This window comes from Mesorhizobium sp. WSM4837 (assembly GCF_055811435.1).
This window is the reverse complement of sequence record NZ_JBVVQE010000008.1, coordinates 78,075-102,001: the sequence shown is the minus strand read 5'-3', so window position 1 is coordinate 102,001 and position 23,927 is coordinate 78,075. Positions and strand designations below refer to the sequence as shown.

Sequence of the window (23,927 nt, the reverse complement as noted above, 5' to 3'; positions counted from 1 at the left end):
CTCGGTCCGACGATCACCGGGACCATCGATATGAAGATCCGTTTCGAAGCCATACCGAACCCAAGCTGCCGGTTCGAGATCTGGGACAATGAGACCGGCGAGCCCGTCGTCCATCACGATCGGCTGCTGACTTTCGCCTCGGCGAAGTCGGCGGCAAGGATCGCCGACTTCCTCAACGACAGCCGCAGCCACCGGCGCCGCGCCCGCACCGCCGAATGGCGCGTTGCGGATCGCGATCTCGGCTGGGGAGGATGATCGCCAGGCTGCTCCACCTTGCGATCAGCATGGCGGAGCTTGCGGCTCGTCTTCCAACGAAACTTGGCGCAGGATCGAACGCTTTGCTACCGAGCGTCGGAGGAGTTTCGCCATGACCGATGAAGCAAGCCGCGAGCCGGCGCGTGATCCCCAGGATCTGGAGCGTCTGCTGATCTCCCGGCAGTGGGTGGGAGACATCGACGGCATGGCCGCGCTTTTTGAGCCGCATGCCGTCGTCGACAGCGGTGACGGGCGACTGACGCGTGGCCGCGAAGCGATCCGGGCACTCTTCGCCGACATCACCGCAACGGGCCGAAAATATGCCGCCGGAAATCAGGCTCCGGCTGTTGTCAGCGGAGATTTGGCACTGACGTCAACCCATCTTCCCGATGGCACCGTAACCGCCGAGGTCGCCCGCCGCCAGGGCGACGGGACATGGCTGTGGGTCATCGATCGATTCTCCGTAGCGTAGCGTCGGCCCGGATGATCCCGGAAATCGATTTTCGCTGGGAATCATGCGCAAACCAAGTGCTCGCGCGTCCGGGCGTGCGGCCCTGTAGCGCAAAGGAGTGACTCCAGTACGGTTGTGGATTCGAAGTTCCTGAACGCCGATGCCGTCGATCGAGCAGGAACTTCAAATCTGTTTATGATGCATCAGTGCGCCGTCTGAGAATGGTCGCCGCCCGGCTGCGAAATGCCGCCCAGCGCTTCGCCGGCCCAGGCGGGCTCGCCGTTCGTGGCGAGGTCGCCGAGCGAGACAATGCCAACCAACCGCCGGTCGCGGCTGATCACCGGCATTCGCCGCAGTTTGAGATCGCGCATATTCTGAAGGACATCGCCGACTTCCTGGTCGTCAAAGCAGCACTGTACCTCCGCGCTCATCACATCCCTGATCTTGGTGTCGGGACCTCTACCCTCCGCGATGCCACGGACGGCAATGTCGCGGTCCGTGATCATGCCGACCAGCCGCTCATTCTCACCCACGGGCAGAACACCGGCGTCAAGATCGGCCATGGCTCGTGCGGCATCCCGCAAGGACTGGTCCGGACTGGCGACCTGAACTTTCCGTGTCATGCACTCGCTGATTCTCATGGCTTTCTCCTTGAGCTGCAGCGCCCCGCCGATCCTGTGATGAAGGTGTGATCAGGGGAGAATGAACGCCTGTCGGAATCGTTCTATCTTTCGACCGCTCGCGCCAGGATAGGCTCCGCCATGGCCATATCCGTGACGGACGGGAACCATAATCCGGGACAATGGTTGTGTGGTCACCAGGTGATCCTCCTCGAGCAAAACGGAAAACGGAAGGAACGATCATGCGCATATTGACGACAATTGCCGCCCTTTCGGGATTGGCCCTGGCGCAGCCGATCCACGCGCAATCCACCGACCCGCAGCTTCCCCAAATCGCACCCCCGGCTCCGGAAGCCCTGCCCGATCCAAGCTTGCCCAACCAAACGCCTGACCAGGCCCTGCCTGACCAAGCCCTGCCGGATCAAGGTTTCACCGACCAGAATTTTACTGGCATTGCCATTGTCGCCCTCGAGGATTTGCCGCCGGAACTCAAGACGCAAGCCGAGGCCGTGATCACCCAGACCAGCGTTGAAGATCTGCTTACTCTGCAGAGCTCGATCGATGCCTCGCCACAGGCAGCATCGGTGCTGGCGGCGAACGGGCTGGATTCGTCGCAGGTTGTTGCCGCCAACATCGACGGCGACGGCATGCTGACTCTGATCATCCAGACAACCACGTGATTGGCGGGCACGTGATTGGCGGGCACCTGATCGGTGGTCCGGGCGTGGCGGGCCGGAGCACTGGGCTTCGGCCCTGAAACCCGGTACAGCGGAGCAGCGTCATGGTCGAAGCCGCAGTTCGCAACTTCACCATCAACTTCGGACCGCAGCATCCCTCTGCTCACGGCGTGCTGCGCCTGGTGCTCGAACTGGACGGCGAGGTCGTCGATCGCGCCGATCCCCATATCGGCCTGCTCCACCGCGGCACCGAAAAACTGATCGAGTACAAGAACTATCTGCAGGCTCTGCCCTATTTCGACCGGCTCGACTATGTCGCGCCGATGAACCAGGAGCATGCGTTCTGCATCGCCGCCGAGAAGTTGTTGGAAATCTCGGTCCCGAAGCGAGGACAGCTCATCCGTGTTCTGTTTTGCGAAATCGGCCGGCTCTTGTCGCATCTCCTCAACGTCACGACACAGGCCATGGATATCGGCGCGCTGACGCCCCCGCTCTGGGGTTTTGCCGAGCGCGAGAAGCTGATGGTGTTTTACGAGCGCGCCTCCGGCGCCCGCATGCATGCGAATTATTTCAGGGTCGGTGGCGTGCACCAGGACCTGCCTCCGAAGCTCCTGGACGACATCTGGGCTTTCTGCGATCCGTTCCTCAAGGTTTGCGGCAACCTCGACGAGTTGCTCACCGAAAACCGTATCTTCAAGCAGCGCAACGTCGATGTCGGCGTGATCGGCCTCGACGACGCCTGGGCCTGGGGCTTCTCCGGCCCCATGGTGCGCGGGTCGGGCGCGGCGTGGGACTTGCGCAAGGCACAGCCATATGAATGCTACCCCGAGATGGATTTCGACATTCCCATCGGCAAGAACGGCGACTGTTACGACCGCTATCTCGTCCGCATGGAGGAAATGCGCCAGTCGGTGCGGATCATGAGGCAATGCCTGGAGAAATTGCGATCGCCCGAAGGCCAAGGGCCGGTGGCAATTCCGAACCAAAAGATCACGCCGCCGCCGCGGGCGACGATGAAACGCTCGATGGAAGCGACCATCCACCATTTCAAACTCTACACGGAGGGTATTCGCGTGCCCGCCGGAGAAGTCTACGCCGCGGTGGAGGCGCCGAAGGGCGAGTTCGGCGTCTATCTGGTTTCGAACGGCGGCAATACTCCCTATCGGTGCAAGATCCGCGCGCCGTCCTTTGCCCATCTGCAGGCGATGGATTTTCTGTCGCGCGGGCACATGCTCGCCGATGTCGCCGCGATCATCGGCTCGCTCGATATCGTGTTCGGCGAGATTGATCGCTGACGAGGCGCGGGGTGTTTCAGATTTCGAGCAGGGCGTAGGGACGGCCGGTCGGCTTCGCCACGTGCATGGCGACGTTGTAGACCGGGGCACCGCCGGGCGTGCGACCTTCATAGATGCCGCGATGCGCGTGGCCATGCACCACGGCGCTGACCTTGAACCGATCGATCGTCTCCGCCAGCCGCGACGAGCCCAGGAACGGAAAAATCTCCAATGGCTCGCCAGCGACCGTCTCGACCACCGGAGCGTAGTGCAGGACGACAAGCGTACGATTGGTGCGAACCTGCCGCATTGCGTTTTCGAGCCGCATCGATTCGCTGACGCTTTCGGCGACCATCGCCTTGATCGCCGGCTCGCCGAAGGAGCCGAGCATGCGTGATCCAAAACCGCCAATGAACCCCTTCACGCCGACAAAGCCGACGTCCTTGATTTCCGTGGTCTGGCCGTCAAGAAGATGGACGCCCGCCTGCCGAAGGATGTGGGCGACGTCCTCGACCGCGCCGGATTCATAGTCATGGTTGCCGAGCACGGCGACGACCGGGATTGCGCAGGCGCGCAAATCCTCCGCAAGGATTTCGGCCTCACGCGGCTTGCCGAGATTGGTGAGGTCGCCAGTGAGCACGAGGACGTCCGCTTCGCGCGAAACTTCGCCGAAGAGATCACGGCAGGAGGCCTGGGCGTCTTCCCGCACATGCAGGTCGCCGATAGCCGCAATCCTCACGGTGCCGCCGTTCCCAACCCTTGCCGTAGCAGCCTCGTTCCTCTCAGCCATCACGAAATTCTCCTGTTCCGCCGACGCCGGCAAAACCCCACTCCTTGACGTCGATCTCGTAGTCGGTCGGCGAAAGCAGGCGCCCGCGGCAGATTTTCATTCGGGGCGTAGGCAACTCCCGCTGCTTGGCGAGCCGGTCAAGCAATTCGTCGAGCAGCCAGGCGGGAACGTGATCGCGCTCGCTCGGATAAATCCAGCGGAAATTGAGAAGCTGCATCAGCAGCACCTCCCAGTGGACTTCGAGGTAGGAAAGCAGCCGGCGCCAATCGATCTGATCCTGCGCCTTGAGGATGGTATGAGCGATGTCGGCGCCGTCGTGGCGGCTTCTGTCCTGGATGAAGCATTTGGACCAGATAAGCTCGGTCGGACCGACGATCCGCACCTGACTGCCCAGCAGCTCGATTTGCCGCGCATGCTCCAGCCACTGATCGCCGACCGGCATGGTGCCGTTCGCCGATGCGAATATGACGTCAAAAAAATGCGTGCTCTTGAAGACCTTTCCAAGCCACCGGTCGTCCACGATCTCGACCGCATAGCCGGCTTGCTTGAAATGCGCCAGAATGCGCGCGTAGTCGCCGGCCTTGCAGAAAATGTCGAGGTCTTTGGTCTGGCGCGTGACGCCCGTATAGGCGCTCACCGCGTAGGTGCCGGCGACAAGAAAGGGGATGTCCGTTGCGGCGAGTTCGCGGATCGCCTCTGTATAAAAGACCTCGGCCTCGGCGTGTTGAAGCGTCGGCGCCGCTTTCGGATCGATCGTCGGAACGGATGCCGGGATGGCGCCTCCCGTTGGAGAATCGTTGGTCATGAAATCGTGGCTCCGAGGCCCAGCAACCTGCAGCTGTCCGTCTTTTAAACAAAGCCGCCGCCGCATGGTTCCGTTGCCGTCATAAAGCGTAAAATGTGATGGCGGAGCCTTTCTCGCCGCTGGTGAGTTGAAGGTGTGAACAAACCAACTGCACGGAGGCGACCATGGAGGACGGGCGCAAGGCGGTACGCGTCAGACTGAGGGGAAGGGTGCAAGGCGTCTCGTTTCGCGTGTGGACACGGACCGAGGCCGAGAGGCTCGGTCTGTCCGGGTGGGTTCGCAATGAGGAGGATGGATCCGTAACGGCACTGATCGTCGGAGCCGAAGGCGCGGTTTCGACCATGTTGGACCGGTTGTGGAAAGGGCCGACCGGAGCGTCGGTCTCCAGCGTGACATCCCAGGACGTCGATGCCGGCCAGGAGCCGAACGGATTCAGGATCATCGGCTAGGAGTGTGTACCGGCTTGAAGGCCAAGCCTCCGCGACGTTGCCTTGCGCGGGAGCAATCGACAGCCAGCGGTTCCGCAACAGGTCAAGGAAAAGGCGCTTGCGGAGGCAGCGGCTGTCATCGAGGATGACGATAGCTCGATCCTCATGGAAAGCCGCGCCGCCATTGCGGAAGCAGTCCATCGTCGCTACACGGCGCCCGCCGACTGAAATCCGCGCATCCCTGTGGTATCGAGCCTATGGTTCGAGCTTCGCCGATGGCGGATCGCCGTCGAAACGGCCTATCCGCTCATCAACGACCGCTGATGCGAGGCGTGGAAATCACTTCGCCGCCCCATCACCCGAACATGCCGGCCCCCAACATAAATGCCGGCAGCGTCAATGCCCGTAGCGTCAGTGCCCGAAGCGTCAGTGCATGAATATTCCTCGCAGCCAGGCGAAGAAACCAAACCTTTCGGACATTGCCGAACGGACGCGAGAGGCAGCCCATCGCGCTCGTATCGAGGCGCCGACATGGCAATGGCAGACGATTTCGTGCAGCTGCCAGTCGGTCAGTTCGAAGAAGCGCTTGGCTTCACCGTAGGTGTCATCTCTCAAGCCTTGCGCGCGAAAGATCGGGTCCTCGAAGGCAACCGTGAGAGGCGAGTCGTTGTAACGCATTTTCTCGCGTATCTCAGGGGACTTGTATTCGGTGCCGGTCAACGCTTCGAGACGTCGATCGGGGTTTTTCTCCAGCAGTTTCGCCCAACGTTCGAGACGCTGGCTTCGAGTCGCTACGAGGTCTGTTGCTTCAGCGTGAACGTCGGCAACGGTATGCAGTTGGTCAAGTGTTTGGTGCTTCACGGCCGCCTCCTATTCAGCAGGTGAGTTCGTCCCACCCTGAAATGGAAATTATGGCGCTCCACGACGCCGGCAAGGCCCTCATGCGCGGACCAATCGATCACTTTTCTGACGGCCCCGTCCGGCCACGAATGCCGATGCCTGCGGGATCATCGGAGGCTCGCGTCGGAACCATAGGCATGCGTGGTCGTTCTGCGTGCGTCAGCCCGAGCGAAAACCGATCGAAACGGGTGGCTTCAAAAATCCCAGCCGACGTCGGTGACCCGCCAAGGCAGAGTGCGAGCGGAAGGAAATCACACCATGGCCATTCTTCCCACTCCCGAACCAACGCCCACTCCCGCGCCCACACCGCCGCCGTTTCCTGAACCGAAGCCGGTGCGTGAGCCGGACCCGGACAGACTTCCCGACGAAGCTCCTGTCCCCAATCCGGATGAGAATGATGCGCCGCTGAAAATCAGTCCCAAAGTTCCCGGGAGTTGACGGAGCGGAGACGCTCGTTCCAGATCGCCCAGATCCCCGCATGGATCCGAGATGGCGTCGGCGCGTTGGCTCACTGAGCGGCCAGCATGCGGGCTGCGTCGCCGTCGTCTCGGTCCTGTCAGTGGTGATCAGGCGCGGAAAATGACGACGGAAATGCTCATCGTCGCGGACATAGCAGGCATCAGATCGAGCGCTGCGGCGAAGCGAACTCGGATGCCTGCCTTAGATGCTGGCGCAGCAGCGCCTCGGCCCATTCGATCTCGCCCGCCTCGACGGCATCGAGGATGGCCAGATGTTCCCGGCAGGACTGCTCGATGCGTTCCGCCGGCAGTTCCTCGAAACCCGCCGACTCCTGCAACCGGCGCAGATTGTTCTGCTGGCGCACCGCATCCGCCAGGAACCGGTTGCCGGAACAGGCCGCAAGCCCTTCGTGAAAGGATGCGTTGATCCGGAACCATTCGTCGCCGCCGATCAGCGTCTTGCCCGTCGACACGATCGCCAGGATGCGCTGGTGAGCGCGGCGGACCGGCGCCAGTTGCTGAGGATCCGCATTGAACATGGGTGACCGCAGCGCCGCGCATTCGACGGCCGTCCGGAATTCATAGCTTTCCCGGTAGGCGTCCTCGCCGACCAGTGTGTCGGCGAAACGCCAGCCATGCCCCGGCAGGCGCTGCACCAGCCCTTCGGCGGCAAAGCGGAGCAAAAGCTTGCGCACGACGCCGCGCGACACCTGATAGCGCGGCATCAGTTCCGCCTCGGACACCTCTTGCGGCAGCTGGCCGAGCGCGCGCTCACGCATCATCCTGCGGTAAAGCTCCTCGAGCGGTGAACTGGGCAGGATATCCTCAGGGTCGAGGTCGGCGACCTCGCGCGCCAATTGCAGCCCCCTCGTCTCGAACGGGCTCAAGATGCCCTGGGCGACCAGCAGCTCCAACGCCGCGCTGATCGGAGAACGCGAGACGCCGAAGGTGCGGGCAAGGTCGGGCACCGAGACGCGGGTTCCAACCGTCCAGCCCGAATCCCTGATCCGCTCCAGGATCCGCCGCGCCAGATCGATCTGCAGCGGACTGGCCGTCTCGCCGCGTGCCGGCCGGTCGATGATCGTTTCATTCATAGGCACTTCCTCAGGCGTTCGCATCTTCGCATTATAGATATGCGCCACGCAGTTCGAACTGGCAATCTATCGAATTTTCCTGCTTTTCATTCAATCAAAATGCATTAGTATCCGAACTCAACGAGTTGAGGCTTCCCTTGATGACAACAGTCGCACCTTTTCCGCTTGTCGAGATCGAAGGAGCGCCGAAAGCGCGCGGCATGGCCTATGGCGAACAGGCGCGCGGTCGCATCGGCGCTTCGGTGGCGCTCTACGCAGGGCAGCTCGACCGGTTCGGCTTCGGGCGGGACGATGTCGCGCGGTTTTCCGAAATCTTCCTGCCTCGCTTGCGGCAACGGGCGCCCGATCTCGTCGAGGAAATGGAAGGGATCGCGTCAGGCGCCAATCTCGACCTGTCGTCGATCGTCCTGGTCAACGCGCGTACCGAAATCCTGCAGCTCGCCCGGCGCGAGAAAGGCATTTCCGACGACGAGCCCGACGGCTGCACGGGCGCTGTGATCTTGCCGGAGGCGACCCGCAACGGCAGGCTCATCCATGGCCAGAACTGGGACTGGAAGGCCGAATGCGCCGAGACCTCGGTGGTGCTGCGCATCCGGCGAACGGACGGGCCGGACCTCCTCACCTTCACCGAAGCCGGCGGACTGGCGCGCAGCGGCTTCAACGCGGCCGGCATCGGCATCACCGCGAACTATCTCGAATCGGACCGCGACTATCGCGAGATCGGAATTCCGCTGCCCTTCATCCGGCGCCGGGCGCTTGAAGCGCAGCATTTCGCGGACGCCATCAAGGTGGTGGCGACGACACCGAAATCCGGCTCCAACAACATGATCCTGAGCACCGCCGAGGGCTTCGCGGTCGATTTCGAATGCGCGCCGGACGAGGCCTTCGCCATCTATCCGGACGACGACATGATCGTCCACGCCAATCACTGGCAGAGCCCGGTGGCGTTGTCGAAGCTGCGCGAAACCGGGCTTCGCGACGTGCCGGACAGTCTCTATCGCGACCAGCGCGTGCGCCGTCGCCTGTCGGCGCGGCATGGGGACGTCACGATCGACGATTTGAAGGAAGCCCTCTTCGACGATTTCGCTTCGCCGTTCAGCGTCTGTCGTCCGCGGATCAGGAAGAAAGGCGGCAATCTCTCGGCGACGGTGGCGATGATCGTCTTCGAACCAGCCGCCGGCGTCATGGAGATCGCACCGTTGCCGGCCGAGAACCGCGAATTCACCCGCTACGAACTTACCCTCGACGACGAGGTCCGCGAGCGCGCCGAGAAGGCGATGCTGGCACGGGGGCGACCTTCGATATCAGCACAGGAGAAACGATGGTCCGCTTTGTCCTGACCCGCATCGCCAGCGCCATACCGACCCTGATCCTGGTGTCGGTTGCGGTCTTCGTGATGATGCGCTTCATCCCGGGTGATCCTGCGACGCTGATGCTGGGAGACCTCGCACAGCCCGGACAGGTCGAAGCCATGCGGCATCAGATGGGGCTCGACCAGCCCGTGGTGGTGCAATATCTGATCTGGGCCGGCAACGTCCTTACAGGCGATTTCGGGCGCTCGATCGGCAGCGGGCAAGAGGTGCTGCCGCTGATCCTCGACCGTTTTGCCGTCTCCTCGATCATCGTCCTCCTGGCCGTGCTTGTCGCCTCCGTCATCGCCGTGCCGGCCGGCATGCTGGCCGCCTGGAGACAGGACAGTCTTGGCGACATCACCGTCGTCGCCACCTCGACCATCCTGCTCTCGATCCCCAGTTTCTGGCTGGGGTTGATGCTGATGCTGATCTTCGGCCTCTATCTCGGCTGGCTGCCGATCGTCGGCTACGTGCCCTTCAGCCGCGACTTCGCGCAAGCCGCTCTCTATGTGATCCTGCCCGTGGTCACCCTGGTGCTCGTCGAGTCCGGCCCGATCGCGCGCATGGCCAGGGCCAGCACGATCGAGGTGGCGCGGCTGGAATACATCACCCATGCGCGGGCAAAGGGACTTTCCGAAAGCGCTGTGATGTGGCGCCATGCTTTCAAGAACGCCTTCGCGCCCACCTTGACCCTGATCGGCTTGGTGCTCGGCAGCCTGCTTTCCAGCATCGTCGTCATCGAGACCGTCTTCACCATTCCCGGCCTCGGCCGGCTGCTGGTCGACGCCATCTATGCCCGCGACTATCCGGTGATTCAGGGAACGATGCTGTTCATCGCCTTCATCTATGTCGTGGTCAACCTTCTCGTCGACCTCGTCTATCCGCTGCTCGATCCGAGGGTCGCCGCATGATCGCCCGTGCGCTCGGCCGGCCCGGCCTGAAATTCAATGCGATCTTCGGGATCGCCGTCACCGGGGCATTGATCCTTCTGGCTGTGTTCGGTCCATGGATCGCCCCCTACGATCCGCTCAAGCTTGATCTGCCGTCGCGCCTCAGCGGGCCGTCGCCCCAGCACCTGCTCGGTGCCGACGAGTTCGGGCGCGACGTGCTCAGCCGCCTCGCCAGCGGCGCGCGGACCAGCGCCTGGATCGCTTTTGCGACAGTCGCCTTCGCCTTGATCCTCGGCATCGTGTTCGGCGTTCTCGCCGGTTTCCTGCGCGGCTGGGTCGATCGCGTCGTCATGATGGTCAACGACGCCTTCCTCGCCTTCCCCGGCCTGCTTCTGGCGCTCGGCCTGATGGCGGTGATCGGCGCCAGCCGCGAGGGTATCATCGTTGCGCTCGGCCTTGCCTACATGCCGATCGTGGTGCGCGTGGTGCGGGCCTCGGTGATGTCCATTCGCGAGCGGGAATATGTCGAGGCCTCGCGGGTGATGGGCAACAGCGAGATCATCACCATGGCGCGGCACGTGCTGCCCAACTGCGTCGCCCCGATCATCGTGCTCGCCACCACCATGTTCGGCTGGATCATCCTGTCGGAAAGCGCGCTGAGCTTTCTTGGACTGGGCGTCCCGCCTCCAGCGCCGAGCTGGGGCAACATGCTGTCGACGGCTCGGCCCTATATCGGCCAGGCGCCGCATCTGATCATCCTGCCGGGTCTCTGCATCTCGATCACGCTGCTCGGCATCAACATGCTGGGCGACGCGGTGCGCGACTGGCTCGACCCGAAAATGTAGGTCCTGGAAACATGCTCGTGCCGACCGCGGACAACAACACGATGCTTTCAGTGCGCAATCTGTCGATCTCGGTCGGGCCATCGGGAAAGCGGATCGTCGACGGGCTGAATTTCGACCTCGCCCCCAGTGACATGCTGGCGCTGGTCGGCGAATCCGGTTCGGGCAAGACGATGGCGGCCCGCTCGATCGTGAGCTTGCTCCCTGCCCCGCTGGTCACGACGCCGGACAGCGGCATCCACTTCGAAGGACAAGAGCTCACCGGCCTCGCTCCAAAGGCGCTGCGCCAGATACGCGGTGCGCGGATCGGCATGGTTTTCCAGGAGCCGATGGTCTCGCTCAATCCCGCCGTCACCATCGGCGAGCAGATGGCGGAGGGTCTGCGCCTGCATAGCGCCATGTCGCGCGCCGAGATAAAGGACCGCTCGCTGGCAATGCTGGAGAGGATCCAGATCAAGGATCCCGGCAAATGCCTTGCGGCCTATCCGCACGAATTCTCCGGCGGCATGCGCCAACGCATCATGCTCGCATCGGTCATGCTGCTCAAGCCGCGCCTGCTGATCGCCGACGAGCCGACCACCGCGCTCGACACGCTGGTGCAGCGCGACGTGCTTGACCTGATGGTCGAGCTGACGCGGGAGAACGGAACCGCCGTCCTGCTGATCAGCCACGACCTCGGCATGGTGTCGCACTATGTGAACAACGTGACGGTGATGTGCGAAGGCAAGGCGGTCGAACAGGGAAGCAGCACCCAAGTGCTTCACGCACCGCAGCACGATTACACGAAGCGGTTGGTGGATGCGCTTCCCAAGCGCAGCGCCGGTGGATCGAGAAAAACCGTCGACGGCCCGCCCCTCGTCGAGATCAGCAATGTCGTCATCGACTATCCGGGCCGTCCCAGGCTGTTTGGGCGCGCGCAGCCGAAGCGCGCCGTCGACGGCGTCGACCTGACCATCCGGCGCGGCGAGACCCTGGCGCTGGTCGGCGCGTCGGGCTCCGGCAAGACGACCCTCGGGCGCGCCATTGTCGGTCTCGTCAGGCCGGCCAGTGGTACGATCTCGTTTCTTGGCACCGCGATTGCAAACGATCGATCCGCTGACGCGCGTGCGCAGCGTCGTGACATGCAGATCGTCTTCCAGGACCCCTATTCGTCGCTCGACCCTCGCCAGTCGATTGCCGAGATCATCACCGAGCCGCTGAAGCTCGACACCGAATTGGACCGCAAGCGGCGGACCGCGCGCATGAATGAGGTCATCGAGGAAGTGGGGCTGACGCGCGACCTTCTCGAGCGTTTCCCGCATCAGCTTTCGGGTGGCCAGCGCCAGCGCGTCGCGATCGCCCGGGCGATCGTCAGGCGACCGGCCTTCGTCGTCGCCGACGAGCCGGTCTCGGCGCTCGACATGACGGTGCAGAAACAAATCCTGCTTCTGATCCGGTCGTTGCAGGAACGCTACGGGTTCGCCTGCCTGTTCGTCTCGCATGATCTGGGTGCGGTGGAGCAGGTTGCCGATCGGGTCGCCGTCATGCAGGACGGAAGGATTGTCGAGATCGGCGACCGCGACGACGTCTTCGATCGACCGCGCCACGCCTACACACGCGCCCTTCTCGATGCGGCGATGCTGATCGATCGCCATTTCGCCGATGGCGCGGGCGCACGCAAGGCAGTGGCTCGATGAGGACGGCATGGCTCGTCGCCGCATCATGACAGCGTTTGGCCGTATCACGGAGATCTGGCGATACCCCATCAGTTCGATGGGCGGCGAACGGCTGGACGGGACCGAGCTTGCGGAGGGCGGGATTCCGGGCGATCGGATCTGGGGCATCATCGACCGGCGCGACGGCGCTGTTGCCGCGCCGGAGAAGCGAAAATACTGGCGACCGCTGCCCAACCTTGTTGCAAGGCTGAAGGGTGACCGGCCGGAAATCGGCTTGGACGGCTCCTGGATCGATGCCGGCTCCAGCCTCGCAGGCGAGCTGGTTTCGGCCTTCCTCGACTTCCCGGCGGCGCTGCACCCACATGTCCCCTTCGGCTCGGAAGCCCAGGATCATATCGCGCCACGCTATCAGCGCGCCGACATCCACATCGTCACGTCAGCCTCGATGAACAGGCTTGCCGGCCTGCTTGAGGATCCTTCGCAAGTGGATTCCAGGCGGTTCCGGCCCAACATCGTGATCGAAACCGACGCTTCGCGGGAAGGTTTCGTCGAGCAGCAGATCATCGGGAAAGTGCTGGCGATCGGCAAGGCGCGGATCGTGATCTCGGAACCGTGCGCGCGCTGCACCTTCACAGCGCTGGCGCAAGGCGATCTCGCCTTCGAGCCGGCAGTGCTGCAAACCATAGCGCGCCATGGCGAGGGCGGCTTCGGCGCGCTCTGCCAAATCATCGAACCGGGCAAGATCAGGCTGGGCGACCAGGTCACCTTGAACGAAGCCTGACCTTTGTCCAGCTTTCGACGCCGGACGGCGGCACGTCGTGACGCTGGTGGTGAACATCCAACGCTTGGCGCCGGGGGCGAATACAGCTCACGATCACTTTTCTCCCCTTCCGCGGGAGAGTCCGAAGGGGAAGTGGTGACCCAAACCGGTCCTTGCTGGGCCGATTTGGCGGCTCGTAAGCGGACGTTGCCCGGAACCAGCGACTTTGCACCGTTCCTGCCGTTCCAATTGAAATCAGCTACGGCGCTAGGTGACCCGGCTCCATTCATTCCCAAAGCCGTCGGCTTCTTCAAGCCGCCGATCAGCGGCATGGAAGTGGCATGTTACTCAGCCCGCTTGGGCGCGGTGAACGTCCATAGGGGGCGATGCTGACGTCGCGACTTTGCCAAGCTGGAAGACCTCCGTCGCCTCGCCGCGGCCGCGCAGCCGGTGCTTGCCCGCCGGGATCCTTTCGAACCTTTCGTCGAGCCGCGACGCGGTCTCGCCGGAAATGGCGATTGCGGCGGTGGCGCCCGGTTCGAGCTGCTTGCCGAGGTCCTGCAGCCGCTGGCTGACGTTCACTGTGTCGCCGACGATCGTATAGTTGACGCGGTCGGATGCCCCGATATTGCCGACGATCACGGAGCCCGTGTGGATGCCGATGCGGACATGAAGCGGAGGCCGGCCTTCGCCAGCCGCTTCCAGGTTGTCCTTGTCCAGCTCCTCGCGGATGGCCGCGGCTGCGCGGACGGCCGCGGCGGCATGGCCCTTCAGACGATCCGGCGCGCCGAAGAACGCCAGCATGCCGTCGCCCAGGAACTTGTCGACAGTACCGCCATGTGCATCGACCGCGCCGCACAGGATCGCGAAGTGGTGGTTCAGCAGCCTGGCCGCGGCGGCGGCGTCCATCTGCTCCGACAGCGTGGTGAAGCCGGCGATGTCGGTGAACATGACGGTGACGACCGCTTCGCGCGGTTCGGCGATGCCGATCTCTCCGGTGCGCACCAGCTTGGCCACCAGCGAGCGCGGAATATAGGTCGAGAATGCACGCAGACCGATCAGCATGGCATTGAAGGCCGAAGCCTGGTTGTCCAACTCCAGCACCCTGCTGCGCGGCAGGGGGGTCACGCCGTCGAGATCGAAATCGGCGACCCGCGTGGCCTGGCCGGCAATCGCCTGGATCGGGCGCGACAGGCGCTTGCCGAGAAGAATCGCGACGATGACCGCCACCGCCATCGCGCCAAGTCCAAGTATGGCCGATCCCATGACGCGCTCGATTTCGTCACCGATCTGACTGGTCTTGAAATATGCGCCGAGCGTCCAGGGCCGGTCGCCATAGCCGGTGATCTCACGGGTAATAGCGACGTAAGTGTTCTCTCCGTCCCATGACGTCGAACCGTCCTTGTCGTCAAGCTGGATTTCGGCAACCTCGACATCGCGGGTACGCTGCGTGCTGAACTCCGCTTCCGGTTTGCGCGCCTCATATCCGGCGAGAACCGGATCGCCGAAATTGGCGAGCGGCGTCAGCGGCAGGATGCCGTTCTTCAGCGCATCCGGGGAAGCCAGCCGCTGGTCCGCCAGGATGGATCCGTCGCCATCCAGAATGAAGGCATGCGTGCCGAAGCGCGACGACAGTTCCTGCGTGATTTTGGACAAGTTCTGCAGTTCCACCGCGGCGATCACCCAGGCCTTCGTGGCGCCATCGCGTGACAGCGGCGCCGAGACGTTGGCGAACAAGCCATATTCGTTGGCCACGAAGGCGCCCCACCGGCGTCCATCGACCTGCTGGCGCTCTTCAAGAACGGCGCGCACTTGCGGCGATTTCTCGGTCTCGGCGGGGAGTTTCCGGATCGTTCCGGCAGGATATTTGACGTCGTTGTCCCCGGTCACCGCCGCCCCCCTGCAAATCAGGTCGGGTGTGCAGATCAACATTGCGTTCACCCCCGGCGCGGCCGCCAGCGCACTGGCAAGTGCCGCCGACATCGCCTCGTCGTCGATCTGGAACTCGCCCTGCTTGTAGAGCTGCGCGACGCCGTCGACGGCGCTCTCGGCGCGCCCCATCTCGGCGCGCAGCAAATCCTCCATCGCATCGATCAGGAGCGTCGACTGGGCGCCGAGCAGGTCGAAAGTGTTGCGAAGGTTGGCGCCGACCGACAATGCGAGCACGCCGCCGACCGACAGGAACACGAGGCTGCCGAAACTCATCGCCATGATGACTGCAATGGGGATGCGACGCCGCTTCTTTTCGGGGCGGACCAGACGCACTGGTTGTGCGGACGTGCTCATGCAGCCAACGTCATAATGCGCCACCGCATTGCAAGCCCGGTGACGGCTTTAAAGAGAGGACGCGCCGAAGCATTCGCACCAATGTGGCGCCGATGTTCCCAGCGCCGATGATTCCGATCCTCATAGGGGTGTTCCTTTCGTAAATATGGAAGAGCGCCCGCCTCAGTCGCGGACGCGGGCGCCTCGAAGATGCGCCCCTTTCTCGCGCAGTGTCGAGAGTGTCAACTCCCGGAAAGGCGCATGCACGACACGATCGTCGCCGCCATGCAGGAGAACCGGGCGATCATCAAGTCGCATATCGAGCGAATGGTGACGATCTTTGAGCCGATCATTCGCGAGGGGACCGAGGCGGGCGAACTCAAGGTCGAGGACCGGCAGAAGCGGCCCGTGCGGTCAACACCGCGTTCACGCCGTTCTTCCACCCGATTCTGATCGAGCACTGCGTTCAACACGGCGAAGACACCGACGCGGCCCTGCGTGAGCAGATTCGGTTTATCCTGAAAAGCTCTCGGCAAGTCGGCCTAAGGCGCAGCGTGCCATATATGCAGGCACTGTGGTTCCGGAGAAGGGCGCGCGAACACAAAATTTGCGTCGAAGGCCAACTCATCTTCAAAACCACGGCGCAAACGTTGCACGCGGCGCTGGCCGAACAGGGAATAACCTATGTGCAGGAAGAGATGGCAAAACCCTACCTCGTGCATATGATCTGACCAGGCGGATCCGGGCAGCCATACCGTCCGAGAGTCGGCTCAGGATCGCCGGCAGCTGTAGCGCGAACGTCAGGTTTGGAGGAGGGCTACGAATGACTGGAATTGGCGCTGGTTGCTCGTTCTAATTGCGAACGTGAACGCAAAATCCTACCCAGAGAGGTCTTCCACGACGGGTACCAACCGTCAGGTTTTCACCACCAGGTACCTTCAAACGAAAGATCGGAGGGCAACACGCCTCCGATCTTTCGGCGACAGGAGAACCGCCGGCCTATTCGCTTTTCCAGACACCCCATACATGGGGGTTTGCCGCGGGCCATACCGAATAGCCCTTTACTTTCGGCGACACGGCATCGAGGGACGGCTCGTAATAGAGGCCAAGGATCGGCACATCCTTTGCCATGAGTGCATGGAGTTGCTTGAACAGTGCCTTGCGTTGCCCGGCGTCGGTCGTGGCCATCGACTTCGTGTAGAGATCGAGGGCCTCCTTGCTGTCCCACTGCGCCGTCGGGTCGGTCGCTTTGTCGCCAAGGATGACGCCATACATCAGCGACGGATCGAGACGAGCCGAATAGCCAAAGGACTGGATCTGGAATTTGCCGACAAGGTAGTTGTCGAGCTGTGCCGCCCAATCCAGCACTTCGAGCTGGGCGTTGAAGCCCGCAGCCGTCAGCATCGCCTGCAGCAGCACGGCGTTCTCGTACATGCCCTGGTAGCGGGTGTTGGTCTGGATCTTGATCGGCTCGCCCTTGTAACCGGCTTCGTCCAGCAGGGCCTTGGCCTTGGCCGGGTCGTATTCCGGCCATTTGAGGAAGTCGTCGTCGAAGAACGAGCTCGCCTGGGCGACGGCCGAGGGACCTCCCGTGGCGGCACCGCTGGTGCTGGCGGCGGCGATCTGGTTGATGTCGGCGGCATGCGCCAGCGCCTCGCGTATTTTGACGTTCGACAGCAGCGGGTCCTTGGTCTGCAGCAGGATCACCGTCCACGACAGGCCCTGCGTCGACAGCACCGTCATGCCGCGCGACTTGGCTTCCTCGGCACGCGATGATTCAAGATCGGGCAGGACATCGAGTTCGCCGGCAAACAGCGCGGTTTCCGCCGCCGCCGTGTCGGGGATGACCATGAAGCGCACCTCGTCGACATAGGCCTCACGGCTGCCGGCAAAGCCGCTCGGCGCCTCCTTCACCGGCTTGTAGTCGGCAAAGCGCTCGAGAGCCAAATACTGGCCCTTGACCCATTCCTTCAGCGTGAACGGGCCGCTGCCGATGGCGGAATCGGCGATCCACTTGCCGTCGGCGCCGACATTCTTCGGGCTGGCGACCCAGCCATTGCATTGAACACTGGCGAGTTGCGCCAGAAAGAGCGCATTCGGCGTCTTGAGCGTGAAGACCACGGTGCGTGGATCAGGCGTCGCCACTTGCTCGACCTTGAGGCCCTGGCTGCCGTCGAAGAACGGAATGCAGAACCACTGATTGGCCGGGTCCATGCGGCGGTCCCAGTTCCATTTGACGTCGGACGAGGTCACGGCGTCGCCATTGTGGAAAACCGCGCCGTCGCGCAACGTGAAGGCATAGGTCTTGCCGTCGTCCGATACTGTCCAGGATTCGGCCAATGCCGGGCCCACCGTGAGATCGGCGCGATAAGCCACCAGCGTCTCAAAGATATGGTGCAGCACAGTGTCGGTGTTTGCGTCGCGATTAAGACCGTCGGTGGCGCGGATGTCTGCGTTGATGCGGACATTGAGCGTGCCGCCGGTTTTCGGCTGCTCCTGCGCCATCGCCGGCAGTGCACAAATCATCACCGCGATTGTCGCCAGCACCTGGAACAATCGTCTTCCCATCATCAATCGTGTTCCCATTTTTTATCTCCAGTTTGACCGCAGTTTTTCAGGCGGGCGCCGCATTCAATGTCCGCGCAAAGAACTCCTTGACCTTGGCGATGAGCGCGCCGTCGTTGTGAGCGATGCCAGGCACGACATCCAACTGCACCTCGACGCCATGTCTCTCCAGGCTGCGCTTCAACGATCTGATCCGGTCGTTGCGGGTCGCGCCGGCGAGATCGGCGCCGGGCATCCACCAGTCATCCTCCGGCTTGATGGTGATCTCCCAGGTTTGGAGGTCGTCGCCACCGATCACCATCTGCACGGCGACCTTGCGCATGGCGTCGAGGTCGATGGCCTTGCCGAACACTTTCTCGAAGTCGCGCACCCCGACCCAGAAATCGTGATCGAAGTCGAGCAGGGTCACGACGCCCGGCGCACCGATCGATGCCGCCAGCAGACGTTCGGGATGGAGGAACAGGAAACGATGGGTGAAATGGCCGCCGCCGGAGAAGCCGTACATCAGCACGCGGTCGCCGCGGATGCGATAGCGCTCGCGCATCTCCTCGACCATGTCGAGCAGCACGGCATCGTAATGGAGGTCGCCCTGGCGCAACATCTTGTAAGAGGAAAGATCGCCCGGAAAATAGATATTCGCCGGGAACAGCGGGGCGAGCACGATCACGCCGTTCTGTTCGGCGAAGTCGGCGAAGGCGTCCCGGTAGGCGAGCATGCCGCGCTCGGTGCCATGCACGATCACCGCCAGCGGATAGGTCTTGTTGCCGTCCTCGTCATAGTCGTCGGGGACATAGGCGCAATAGGGGAAGCGCTGGTCGAAGCGGGAGGCGTACACCGTCGTGTGCCCGAAATCGTAATAGGACAGGCGCTTGCCATGTCCGCTGACGTTGCGCATCGAATTTTCCCCGATCTCAATTTCATTGTTTCATCATTTTGTGTGACTGAAAAGCATTTGTTTATCCACATCGTCAGGAAAGTACGTATTTTACATCGCGTAATGCCTGACATCATCGGGCAAGCATGAGCAGCTATCCGGGCCGTCGCGCATCAAGTCCAGCCGAGCGGCACGACCAACGACATCGTGAAGTTGTGCAGGTTGACTCGGTTGTCTGCTCGCCTAACTTCGCGGTCACATGATATTTTCCCGCATCCGCAAGCTTGTCCCTCTTGTTCTCCTGGCCGGCAGTTCGATCGTGTCCTCCTGCGTCGCGCCTGACGACACGTCGAACCTCCCGAAGGAAGACGCCACAACGGCGGCGGCCCGCAAGGAGATGGTCGGTCTCAGCGAGGCGGACGTTCGAATGTGCGCCGGCTTTCCGACTGCCACCGCTGATGCGGGGGGAAGCCAGATCTGGACCTATCAGCGTACCGTTCAACGCGGCAATCTCAACGTGGTGATTCCAACCTTGGCCGTGGGTGCGATCCCGACGGTTGGAGGATCGCTCAATGTCGATCCTGGCGGCTATTGCAACACGCAAATCCGAATGGTCGATGGCCGTGTTGCCGAGGTTGCCTACGCTGGCGACAACAACACGCCGAACCACCGCGATGCGCTCTGCGTCAGCACGGTAGACGGCTGCGTGGCCTATGCCCGCCAGCGCCATCAAGTCAGGACAAGAGCCAGCCCCAGGTAACCGGCCAGCTAATCGGGTTCCAGGTGATCGGGCTGGCTGGCGCAACCCAGGCCCTGCAGCATTCGTTCCTGTTTCAGGCCGACGTTCCATATCCGAACCGTTGCCAAGAGACGACCGCCGGCTCCCTGCCGATCGGCCTTGCGAAAAGCGGTCGGCCGGAACCATTCTTGGGGTCGGGAGTACAAGAGGTCGAAAGGACAGGGATGGCAGACGATGATCATCACCCGCAGGACATTCGTGAAGGCTGCCGCCGCTTCCGGAGCGGCTCTGGTGTTGCCGGCAGCCGCACCCGGCGCGCCGCCTGCGCCGGCGATGCGCGCTGTCCCCTCCTCGGGAGAAATGCTTCCTGCTGTCGGCCTGGGCACCTGGATCACCTTCAATGTTGGCGACGATCCGGTGCTGCGCGACGAGTGCGCCGAGGTGATGGCGGCCTTCTTCGAGGCAGGCGGCCGCATGATCGATTCCTCGCCGATGTACGGCTCCTCGCAGCCCGTGATCGGCTATGGCCTCGAGAAGCTCGGCCGGCCCGAATCGCTGTTTTCCGCCGAGAAGGTCTGGACCTCCTCCGCCGCCGACGGACCCGCGCAGATCGAGCAGTCGCGCCGCTTCTGGGGTGTGCCGCGCTTCGATCTCGTGCAGGTCCACAACCTCGTCGCCTGGGAGACGCATCTCGAAACCCTGTTCGCCATGAAGGCGGACGGGCGGATCCGCCATGTCGGCATCACGACGTCCGAAGGACGGCGGCACGATTTGTTCGAACAGATCATGCGCGCGCATCCGCTCGACTTCGTGCAGCTCACCTATAACGTCGTCGACCGTGAAGCGGAGCAACGGCTGCTGCCGCTGGCGGCCGAGCGCGGCATGGGTGTCATCGTCAACCGGCCGTTTCGGCAAGGCGCGCTGACGCGTCAGCTCCAGGGCGAGACGCTACCGGACTGGGCGGCCGGGATCGGTGCCGCGACTTGGGCACAGTTCATACTGAAATTCATCGTTTCGCATCCCGCCGTCACCGTCGCGATCCCCGCCACCACCCGCGTCGACCACGTGCGCGAGAACCTGTTGGCAGCGACCGGACCCCTCCCCGACGCGGCCATGCGCGAGCGGATGGCGGCCTACGTCCGGGACCTCTAAGCAGGTATCCGTGGGCTGGCCCACGAATACCTGCCTGGATTTTGTTGTTTGTCGCCGGTTCTTATCGCAGAACCGTGGGACACTTTTTGCGGACCTGCTTGGATGTCGGAATGGTGGACCTACCGGCTGGAGGATTTCCTGCTCTTCTCGCCGCGCGTCTATTGGCGCATGTTCGAATTGGCCAATGCCGCGTTCTGGCCGCTGCATCTCCTGACGCTCGCCGCCGGCCTCGCCATTGTCCTGCTCGTGCTTAGGCGGCCGCGTCGCCATGGTCTGTGGATAGCGCTCGTCCTCGCGGCGCTCTTTGCCTTCGTCGGCTGGTCCTTGCTGTGGAGCCGCTATGCCGCGATCAACTGGGCGATCGCCTATGTCGCGCCGGCCTTCGGCCTGCAGGCGCTGCTGCTGGTGATCGGCGGTGCGCGCGGCGGCCTCGCCTTTGACCGGCGGGACCTCGCAGAGCGGCTCGGGCTGCTGATCGCGGTCGCTGGCCTCGTCGTCTATCCCCTGCTGCCGCCGCTCTTCGGGCGGCCATGGGCGAGCGCCGAGGTCTTCGGCATCGCGCCGGACCCGACGGCGATCGCAGCGCTCGGCGTCCTGCTTGCCGCGAGCGGCGGGCTTGTGCCGCTGCTGTTGGCGATCCCGCTGCTGTGGCTGCTGCTCAGCGGCCTGACGCTGCGTGCCATGGGCGATCCGCAAGCCTGGCTGCCGCTTCTGGCAGCGGCCAGCACTGTCGCTGCCTTGACCCTGCGCCGTATCGCTCGGTGATGCCGGCACGATCGAGAAAGTCAGCCGGCTCCGGCCAAATAATACAAGTTTCAGATGTAACCGAATTTTCTCCTTCTGAAATCGTAGCGTAACGCCGCACCGCCAGATTCGCACTTCAGCAGACCGCAGCCACACGCTCGCCGCGTGGATTGTCACAAGCCAGCCGGTTGCGCCAGCCGGTTGCAGTCGTGACTTGCTATGAAAGAGGAGGTGATCATGGCCAGTCAACTTTCGCGGACAGCGCCTCAGGCCAAAGATGCAACCGTCCAACCGATTGCCGCCACGCCGGAACTTCCTTCCGCCGTCCCGCTGATGGCGCTTTCGACCGGTTTCTGGGCCTTCAAGACTCTGGCCGCTGCGCATGAGTTGGACCTCTTCAGCCGCCTTGCGGGCGGCGCCGGCACCACGGTTGCGGAGCTGGCGGAAGCGCTCAGCCTGCATCAACGCCCGGCCGAGATGCTGTTGACCGGCTGCGCTGCACTCGGGCTCCTGGAGAAAACCGGCGGCCGCTATCGCAACACGCCGTTAAGCGAAACCTATCTCGTGCGCGGAAAACCGTATTACTTCGGCGGCTTCGTGCAGATGCTCGACAAGCGGCTCTATCCCGGCTGGGGCAGGCTTACCGAGGCGCTGCGCACGAACCGGCCGACCACGTGGGACCCGGCTGTGCGATCCTCGGCGTTCGACGGCGAAGATCCGATGATGCTGGCGCTGTTCTGGGAGGCGATGCATTCGGTCTCCACGATGACCGCGCGCAAGCTCGGCGAAGCGATGGATTTCGGACATTCCGCCGCCTCCTGGACATCGGCGGCGGATCGGGGGCGTACGACATCGAGCTTTGCAAACAGTATGGGGCGCTGCGTGCGACCGTGTTCGACTTGCCGCATGTCGCCGCGTTCGCCGCGGGAAAGATTGCCGAGGCCGGTTTGACCGACCGGATCGAGACCGCAGGCGGCAACTTCTTCGAGCAGCTTCCCGGGGATCACGATTTGCATCTCCTGTCGATGATCCTGCACGATTGGGACGAGGCGAAGAACCGCGCCCTGCTGCGCCGGTCGTTCGGGGCTTTGCCGAGCGGCGGCGCAGTCGTCATCAGCGAGCTTCTCGTCAATGACGAAAAGACCGGACCGGCGCCGGCGGCGCTGATGAGCCTCAACAACCTGATCGAGACGGAAGGACGAAACTACACGCAGGCCGAATATTCGGCGTGGCTCGAGGAAGCCGGATTCCGGCACATCGAGACGGTCTGGTTCGAGGCACCCGGCGCGAACGGCGCCGTGATCGGCCGCAAGCCGTAAGGCGCAGTGGAACAGGCGCCCCGCAGTTCAACCCTGCGCGACAATGATGATGGAGGCCGAAATGGCTCACACGCAAACCCGCGTCGATCGTCACCGTCTGCTTGGACTTGTGCTGAAAACCACAGCAACCGCAATCGCGGCGCTCAAGACCTGGCAACAGACCGTCTCAAGACGTCGGGCAATTGCTGGTTTGACCCCCGAGCGGTTGCGGGACATCGGTCATGCCGAGGCACCCGCGCCTGTGCTTGAGGTCAAGGCAGGTCTGGTCACGAACCTGATGTCGATGAGGTAAGTGAATTCGGCCGTCATCGCAGGTACACGGCCAGCGGCCGTCATGCATTTTTGCTCCTTCTCACAAGCTCAAGCAACTGGGCGCCTTGCCAGCAGCAGCCCGCATCCAAGCATGATCATGGCACCGCCCGAGCCTTCACGAAGACGGCGAACGAGATTCCCACGCGACGCCGCGCCATCGCGAAGTCTTCCGGCTGCAAACGCCACGACAATATCGGCGAGCGTGTTGAGGGCAACCGAGATGGCGCCGAGGATCAGGAACTGCAGAACGACGTGATCCGACGATGTATCGACAAACTGGGGAATGAAGGCGAGGAAGAATGCGGCCGTCTTCGGGTTCATCACTTCGACAAGAACGCCATCCCTGAAGGCCCGCATCGTGCCGACGGGCGGCTCCGAATGACCCAGCGACTTGTAGTCGAGCCTGGCATGGCGAATGGTTCGGTATCCCATCCAGACCAGATAGAGCGCGCCGACCACCTTGAGCGCCGTGAACAATTCGGCGCTTGCCAGCACGATCGCCGAGACGCCAAGGCTGCCGGCCACGACATGAAACCGCCCGCCGAGACCATTGCCAAGGCTCGAAGCGATTCCTTCCGAGCGACCGCCGGAAAGGGTTCGGGCGGCGACATAAAAAATCCCCGGACCCGGAGTAATCGCCAGCAGGAATGCCGTGAACAGGTAGACGGTGAAGGCGTTGGATTCCAGCATGGAAATGTCCTGATTA

28 protein-coding genes and 1 pseudogene are annotated in these 23,927 nt (G+C 63.0%); 20 read left to right on the top strand and 9 right to left on the bottom strand.

The window, feature by feature from the left end; genetic code table 11:
• Nucleotides 1–30 precede the first annotated feature (30 nt).
• Together AC0L3D_RS06860 and AC0L3D_RS06855 are read left to right on the top strand one after the other, a co-directional pair.
• Nucleotides 31–255: a hypothetical protein gene (locus tag AC0L3D_RS06860; RefSeq protein WP_023797836.1), complete on the top strand. Its 225-nt coding sequence runs from the start codon at nucleotides 31–33 to the stop codon at nucleotides 253–255.
• 112 nt (nucleotides 256–367) lie between these two features.
• Nucleotides 368–727, top strand: coding sequence for a YybH family protein (locus tag AC0L3D_RS06855; RefSeq protein ID WP_128173110.1), 360 nt, complete (start codon nucleotides 368–370; stop codon nucleotides 725–727).
• A 182-nt stretch (nucleotides 728–909) separates the two neighbouring features.
• Here AC0L3D_RS06855 and AC0L3D_RS06850 read toward each other — a convergent pair whose 3' ends face one another.
• Nucleotides 910–1,347 carry a CBS domain-containing protein gene (locus tag AC0L3D_RS06850; RefSeq protein WP_023797834.1) on the bottom strand — a complete coding sequence of 146 codons (438 nt, stop codon included), beginning with the start codon at nucleotides 1,345–1,347 and terminating at the stop codon, nucleotides 910–912.
• A gap of 221 nt (nucleotides 1,348–1,568) precedes the next feature.
• On the opposite strand from AC0L3D_RS06850, the gene AC0L3D_RS06845 reads away from it, so the two are divergent.
• Entirely contained in the window at nucleotides 1,569–2,006 is a 438-nt protein-coding gene (locus AC0L3D_RS06845; protein ID WP_023797833.1) for a hypothetical protein, read from the top strand.
• A gap of 101 nt (nucleotides 2,007–2,107) precedes the next feature.
• The gene (locus AC0L3D_RS06840) at nucleotides 2,108–3,298 is read left to right on the top strand and encodes an NADH-quinone oxidoreductase subunit D (protein WP_473643610.1); all 1,191 of its coding nucleotides are present in this window, start codon (nucleotides 2,108–2,110) and stop codon (nucleotides 3,296–3,298) included.
• Between the two features lie 16 nt (nucleotides 3,299–3,314).
• Here the strand turns inward: AC0L3D_RS06840 and AC0L3D_RS06835 are convergent, their stop codons facing one another.
• Entirely contained in the window at nucleotides 3,315–4,067 is a 753-nt protein-coding gene (locus tag AC0L3D_RS06835; RefSeq protein WP_023797831.1) for a metallophosphoesterase family protein, read from the bottom strand.
• A complete protein-coding gene (locus AC0L3D_RS06830; protein WP_023797830.1) occupies nucleotides 4,060–4,872 on the bottom strand; it encodes a nucleotidyltransferase family protein in 813 nt (270 codons plus the stop codon). Before AC0L3D_RS06830 ends, AC0L3D_RS06835 begins: the two co-directional genes overlap by 8 nt.
• Nucleotides 4,873–5,036: 164 nt before the next feature.
• Here AC0L3D_RS06830 and AC0L3D_RS06825 point away from each other — a divergent pair, with 164 nt between their 5' ends.
• Together AC0L3D_RS06825 and AC0L3D_RS06820 are read left to right on the top strand one after the other, a co-directional pair.
• Nucleotides 5,037–5,321, top strand: a complete 285-nt coding sequence (locus AC0L3D_RS06825; RefSeq protein WP_023797829.1) for an acylphosphatase — start codon at nucleotides 5,037–5,039, stop codon at nucleotides 5,319–5,321.
• Nucleotides 5,322–5,363: 42 nt separating this feature from the next.
• Nucleotides 5,364–5,528, top strand: coding sequence for a hypothetical protein (locus AC0L3D_RS06820; RefSeq protein WP_023797828.1), 165 nt, complete (start codon nucleotides 5,364–5,366; stop codon nucleotides 5,526–5,528).
• Nucleotides 5,529–5,726: 198 nt separating this feature from the next.
• Here the strand turns inward: AC0L3D_RS06820 and AC0L3D_RS06815 are convergent, their stop codons facing one another.
• Nucleotides 5,727–6,161, bottom strand: a complete 435-nt coding sequence (locus AC0L3D_RS06815) for a hypothetical protein (RefSeq protein WP_084646611.1) — start codon at nucleotides 6,159–6,161, stop codon at nucleotides 5,727–5,729.
• 297 nt (nucleotides 6,162–6,458) lie between these two features.
• Here AC0L3D_RS06815 and AC0L3D_RS06810 point away from each other — a divergent pair, with 297 nt between their 5' ends.
• A complete protein-coding gene (locus AC0L3D_RS06810; protein ID WP_084833640.1) occupies nucleotides 6,459–6,638 on the top strand; it encodes a hypothetical protein in 180 nt (59 codons plus the stop codon).
• Between the two features lie 181 nt (nucleotides 6,639–6,819).
• Here the strand turns inward: AC0L3D_RS06810 and AC0L3D_RS06805 are convergent, their stop codons facing one another.
• A complete protein-coding gene (locus tag AC0L3D_RS06805; protein WP_023797826.1) occupies nucleotides 6,820–7,752 on the bottom strand; it encodes a GntR family transcriptional regulator in 933 nt (310 codons plus the stop codon).
• A gap of 140 nt (nucleotides 7,753–7,892) precedes the next feature.
• Between AC0L3D_RS06805 and AC0L3D_RS06800 the strand changes: the two genes are divergently transcribed.
• From AC0L3D_RS06800 to AC0L3D_RS06780, 5 genes are read left to right on the top strand one after another with little or no spacing between them, the layout of a single operon-like run.
• Nucleotides 7,893–9,092 carry a C45 family autoproteolytic acyltransferase/hydolase gene (locus AC0L3D_RS06800; RefSeq protein WP_023797825.1) on the top strand — a complete coding sequence of 400 codons (1,200 nt, stop codon included), beginning with the start codon at nucleotides 7,893–7,895 and terminating at the stop codon, nucleotides 9,090–9,092.
• The gene (locus tag AC0L3D_RS06795; RefSeq protein ID WP_023797824.1) at nucleotides 9,074–10,015 is read left to right on the top strand and encodes an ABC transporter permease; all 942 of its coding nucleotides are present in this window, start codon (nucleotides 9,074–9,076) and stop codon (nucleotides 10,013–10,015) included. The genes AC0L3D_RS06800 and AC0L3D_RS06795 overlap by 19 nt, the downstream gene beginning before the upstream one ends.
• Nucleotides 10,012–10,839: an ABC transporter permease gene (locus AC0L3D_RS06790; protein ID WP_128173112.1), complete on the top strand. Its 828-nt coding sequence runs from the start codon at nucleotides 10,012–10,014 to the stop codon at nucleotides 10,837–10,839. The genes AC0L3D_RS06795 and AC0L3D_RS06790 overlap by 4 nt, the downstream gene beginning before the upstream one ends.
• Before the next feature lie 41 nt (nucleotides 10,840–10,880).
• Nucleotides 10,881–12,512, top strand: a complete 1,632-nt coding sequence (locus AC0L3D_RS06785) for an ABC transporter ATP-binding protein (RefSeq protein ID WP_473643626.1) — start codon at nucleotides 10,881–10,883, stop codon at nucleotides 12,510–12,512.
• Between the two features lie 7 nt (nucleotides 12,513–12,519).
• Nucleotides 12,520–13,272, top strand: a complete 753-nt coding sequence (locus tag AC0L3D_RS06780; RefSeq protein ID WP_473643609.1) for an MOSC domain-containing protein — start codon at nucleotides 12,520–12,522, stop codon at nucleotides 13,270–13,272.
• Nucleotides 13,273–13,599: 327 nt separating this feature from the next.
• On the opposite strand, the gene AC0L3D_RS06775 is transcribed toward AC0L3D_RS06780, so the two are convergent.
• Nucleotides 13,600–15,537, bottom strand: coding sequence for an adenylate/guanylate cyclase domain-containing protein (locus AC0L3D_RS06775; RefSeq protein ID WP_473643607.1), 1,938 nt, complete (start codon nucleotides 15,535–15,537; stop codon nucleotides 13,600–13,602).
• Between the two features lie 240 nt (nucleotides 15,538–15,777).
• On the opposite strand from AC0L3D_RS06775, the gene AC0L3D_RS06770 reads away from it, so the two are divergent.
• Entirely contained in the window at nucleotides 15,778–15,969 is a 192-nt protein-coding gene (locus AC0L3D_RS06770; protein ID WP_419694033.1) for a hypothetical protein, read from the top strand.
• A 110-nt stretch (nucleotides 15,970–16,079) separates the two neighbouring features.
• Entirely contained in the window at nucleotides 16,080–16,247 is a 168-nt protein-coding gene (locus AC0L3D_RS06765) for a hypothetical protein (RefSeq protein WP_473643605.1), read from the top strand.
• A gap of 268 nt (nucleotides 16,248–16,515) precedes the next feature.
• Here the strand turns inward: AC0L3D_RS06765 and AC0L3D_RS06760 are convergent, their stop codons facing one another.
• Both AC0L3D_RS06760 and AC0L3D_RS06755 read right to left on the bottom strand, forming a co-directional pair.
• Nucleotides 16,516–18,102 carry an ABC transporter substrate-binding protein gene (locus AC0L3D_RS06760; protein WP_473643603.1) on the bottom strand — a complete coding sequence of 529 codons (1,587 nt, stop codon included), beginning with the start codon at nucleotides 18,100–18,102 and terminating at the stop codon, nucleotides 16,516–16,518.
• Between the two features lie 28 nt (nucleotides 18,103–18,130).
• Nucleotides 18,131–18,976: an alpha/beta hydrolase gene (locus AC0L3D_RS06755; protein WP_473643601.1), complete on the bottom strand. Its 846-nt coding sequence runs from the start codon at nucleotides 18,974–18,976 to the stop codon at nucleotides 18,131–18,133.
• Nucleotides 18,977–19,214: 238 nt separating this feature from the next.
• On the opposite strand from AC0L3D_RS06755, the gene AC0L3D_RS06750 reads away from it, so the two are divergent.
• The 6 genes and pseudogenes from AC0L3D_RS06750 (at nucleotide 19,215) to AC0L3D_RS06725 (ending at nucleotide 23,201) form a co-directional block, all read left to right on the top strand.
• Entirely contained in the window at nucleotides 19,215–19,715 is a 501-nt protein-coding gene (locus AC0L3D_RS06750; protein WP_128183963.1) for a hypothetical protein, read from the top strand.
• A gap of 312 nt (nucleotides 19,716–20,027) precedes the next feature.
• Nucleotides 20,028–20,846, top strand: a complete 819-nt coding sequence (locus AC0L3D_RS06745; RefSeq protein ID WP_473643625.1) for an aldo/keto reductase — start codon at nucleotides 20,028–20,030, stop codon at nucleotides 20,844–20,846.
• A gap of 102 nt (nucleotides 20,847–20,948) precedes the next feature.
• Nucleotides 20,949–21,611, top strand: a complete 663-nt coding sequence (locus tag AC0L3D_RS06740; RefSeq protein ID WP_473643599.1) for a DUF6064 family protein — start codon at nucleotides 20,949–20,951, stop codon at nucleotides 21,609–21,611.
• A gap of 198 nt (nucleotides 21,612–21,809) precedes the next feature.
• A pseudogene (locus tag AC0L3D_RS06735) lies at nucleotides 21,810–22,097 on the top strand (methyltransferase family protein); the annotation flags it as partial.
• A 167-nt stretch (nucleotides 22,098–22,264) separates the two neighbouring features.
• Complete coding sequence (locus AC0L3D_RS06730; RefSeq protein WP_473643597.1) at nucleotides 22,265–22,909, top strand: methyltransferase; 645 nt, start codon at nucleotides 22,265–22,267, stop codon at nucleotides 22,907–22,909.
• A 61-nt stretch (nucleotides 22,910–22,970) separates the two neighbouring features.
• Nucleotides 22,971–23,201: a hypothetical protein gene (locus AC0L3D_RS06725; protein WP_128246182.1), complete on the top strand. Its 231-nt coding sequence runs from the start codon at nucleotides 22,971–22,973 to the stop codon at nucleotides 23,199–23,201.
• A 68-nt stretch (nucleotides 23,202–23,269) separates the two neighbouring features.
• On the opposite strand, the gene AC0L3D_RS06720 is transcribed toward AC0L3D_RS06725, so the two are convergent.
• Nucleotides 23,270–23,911 (bottom strand): LysE family translocator, encoded by a 642-nt coding sequence (locus tag AC0L3D_RS06720; RefSeq protein WP_473643596.1) that lies wholly within the window; start codon nucleotides 23,909–23,911, stop codon nucleotides 23,270–23,272.
• Between the last annotated feature and the right edge of the window lie 16 nt (nucleotides 23,912–23,927).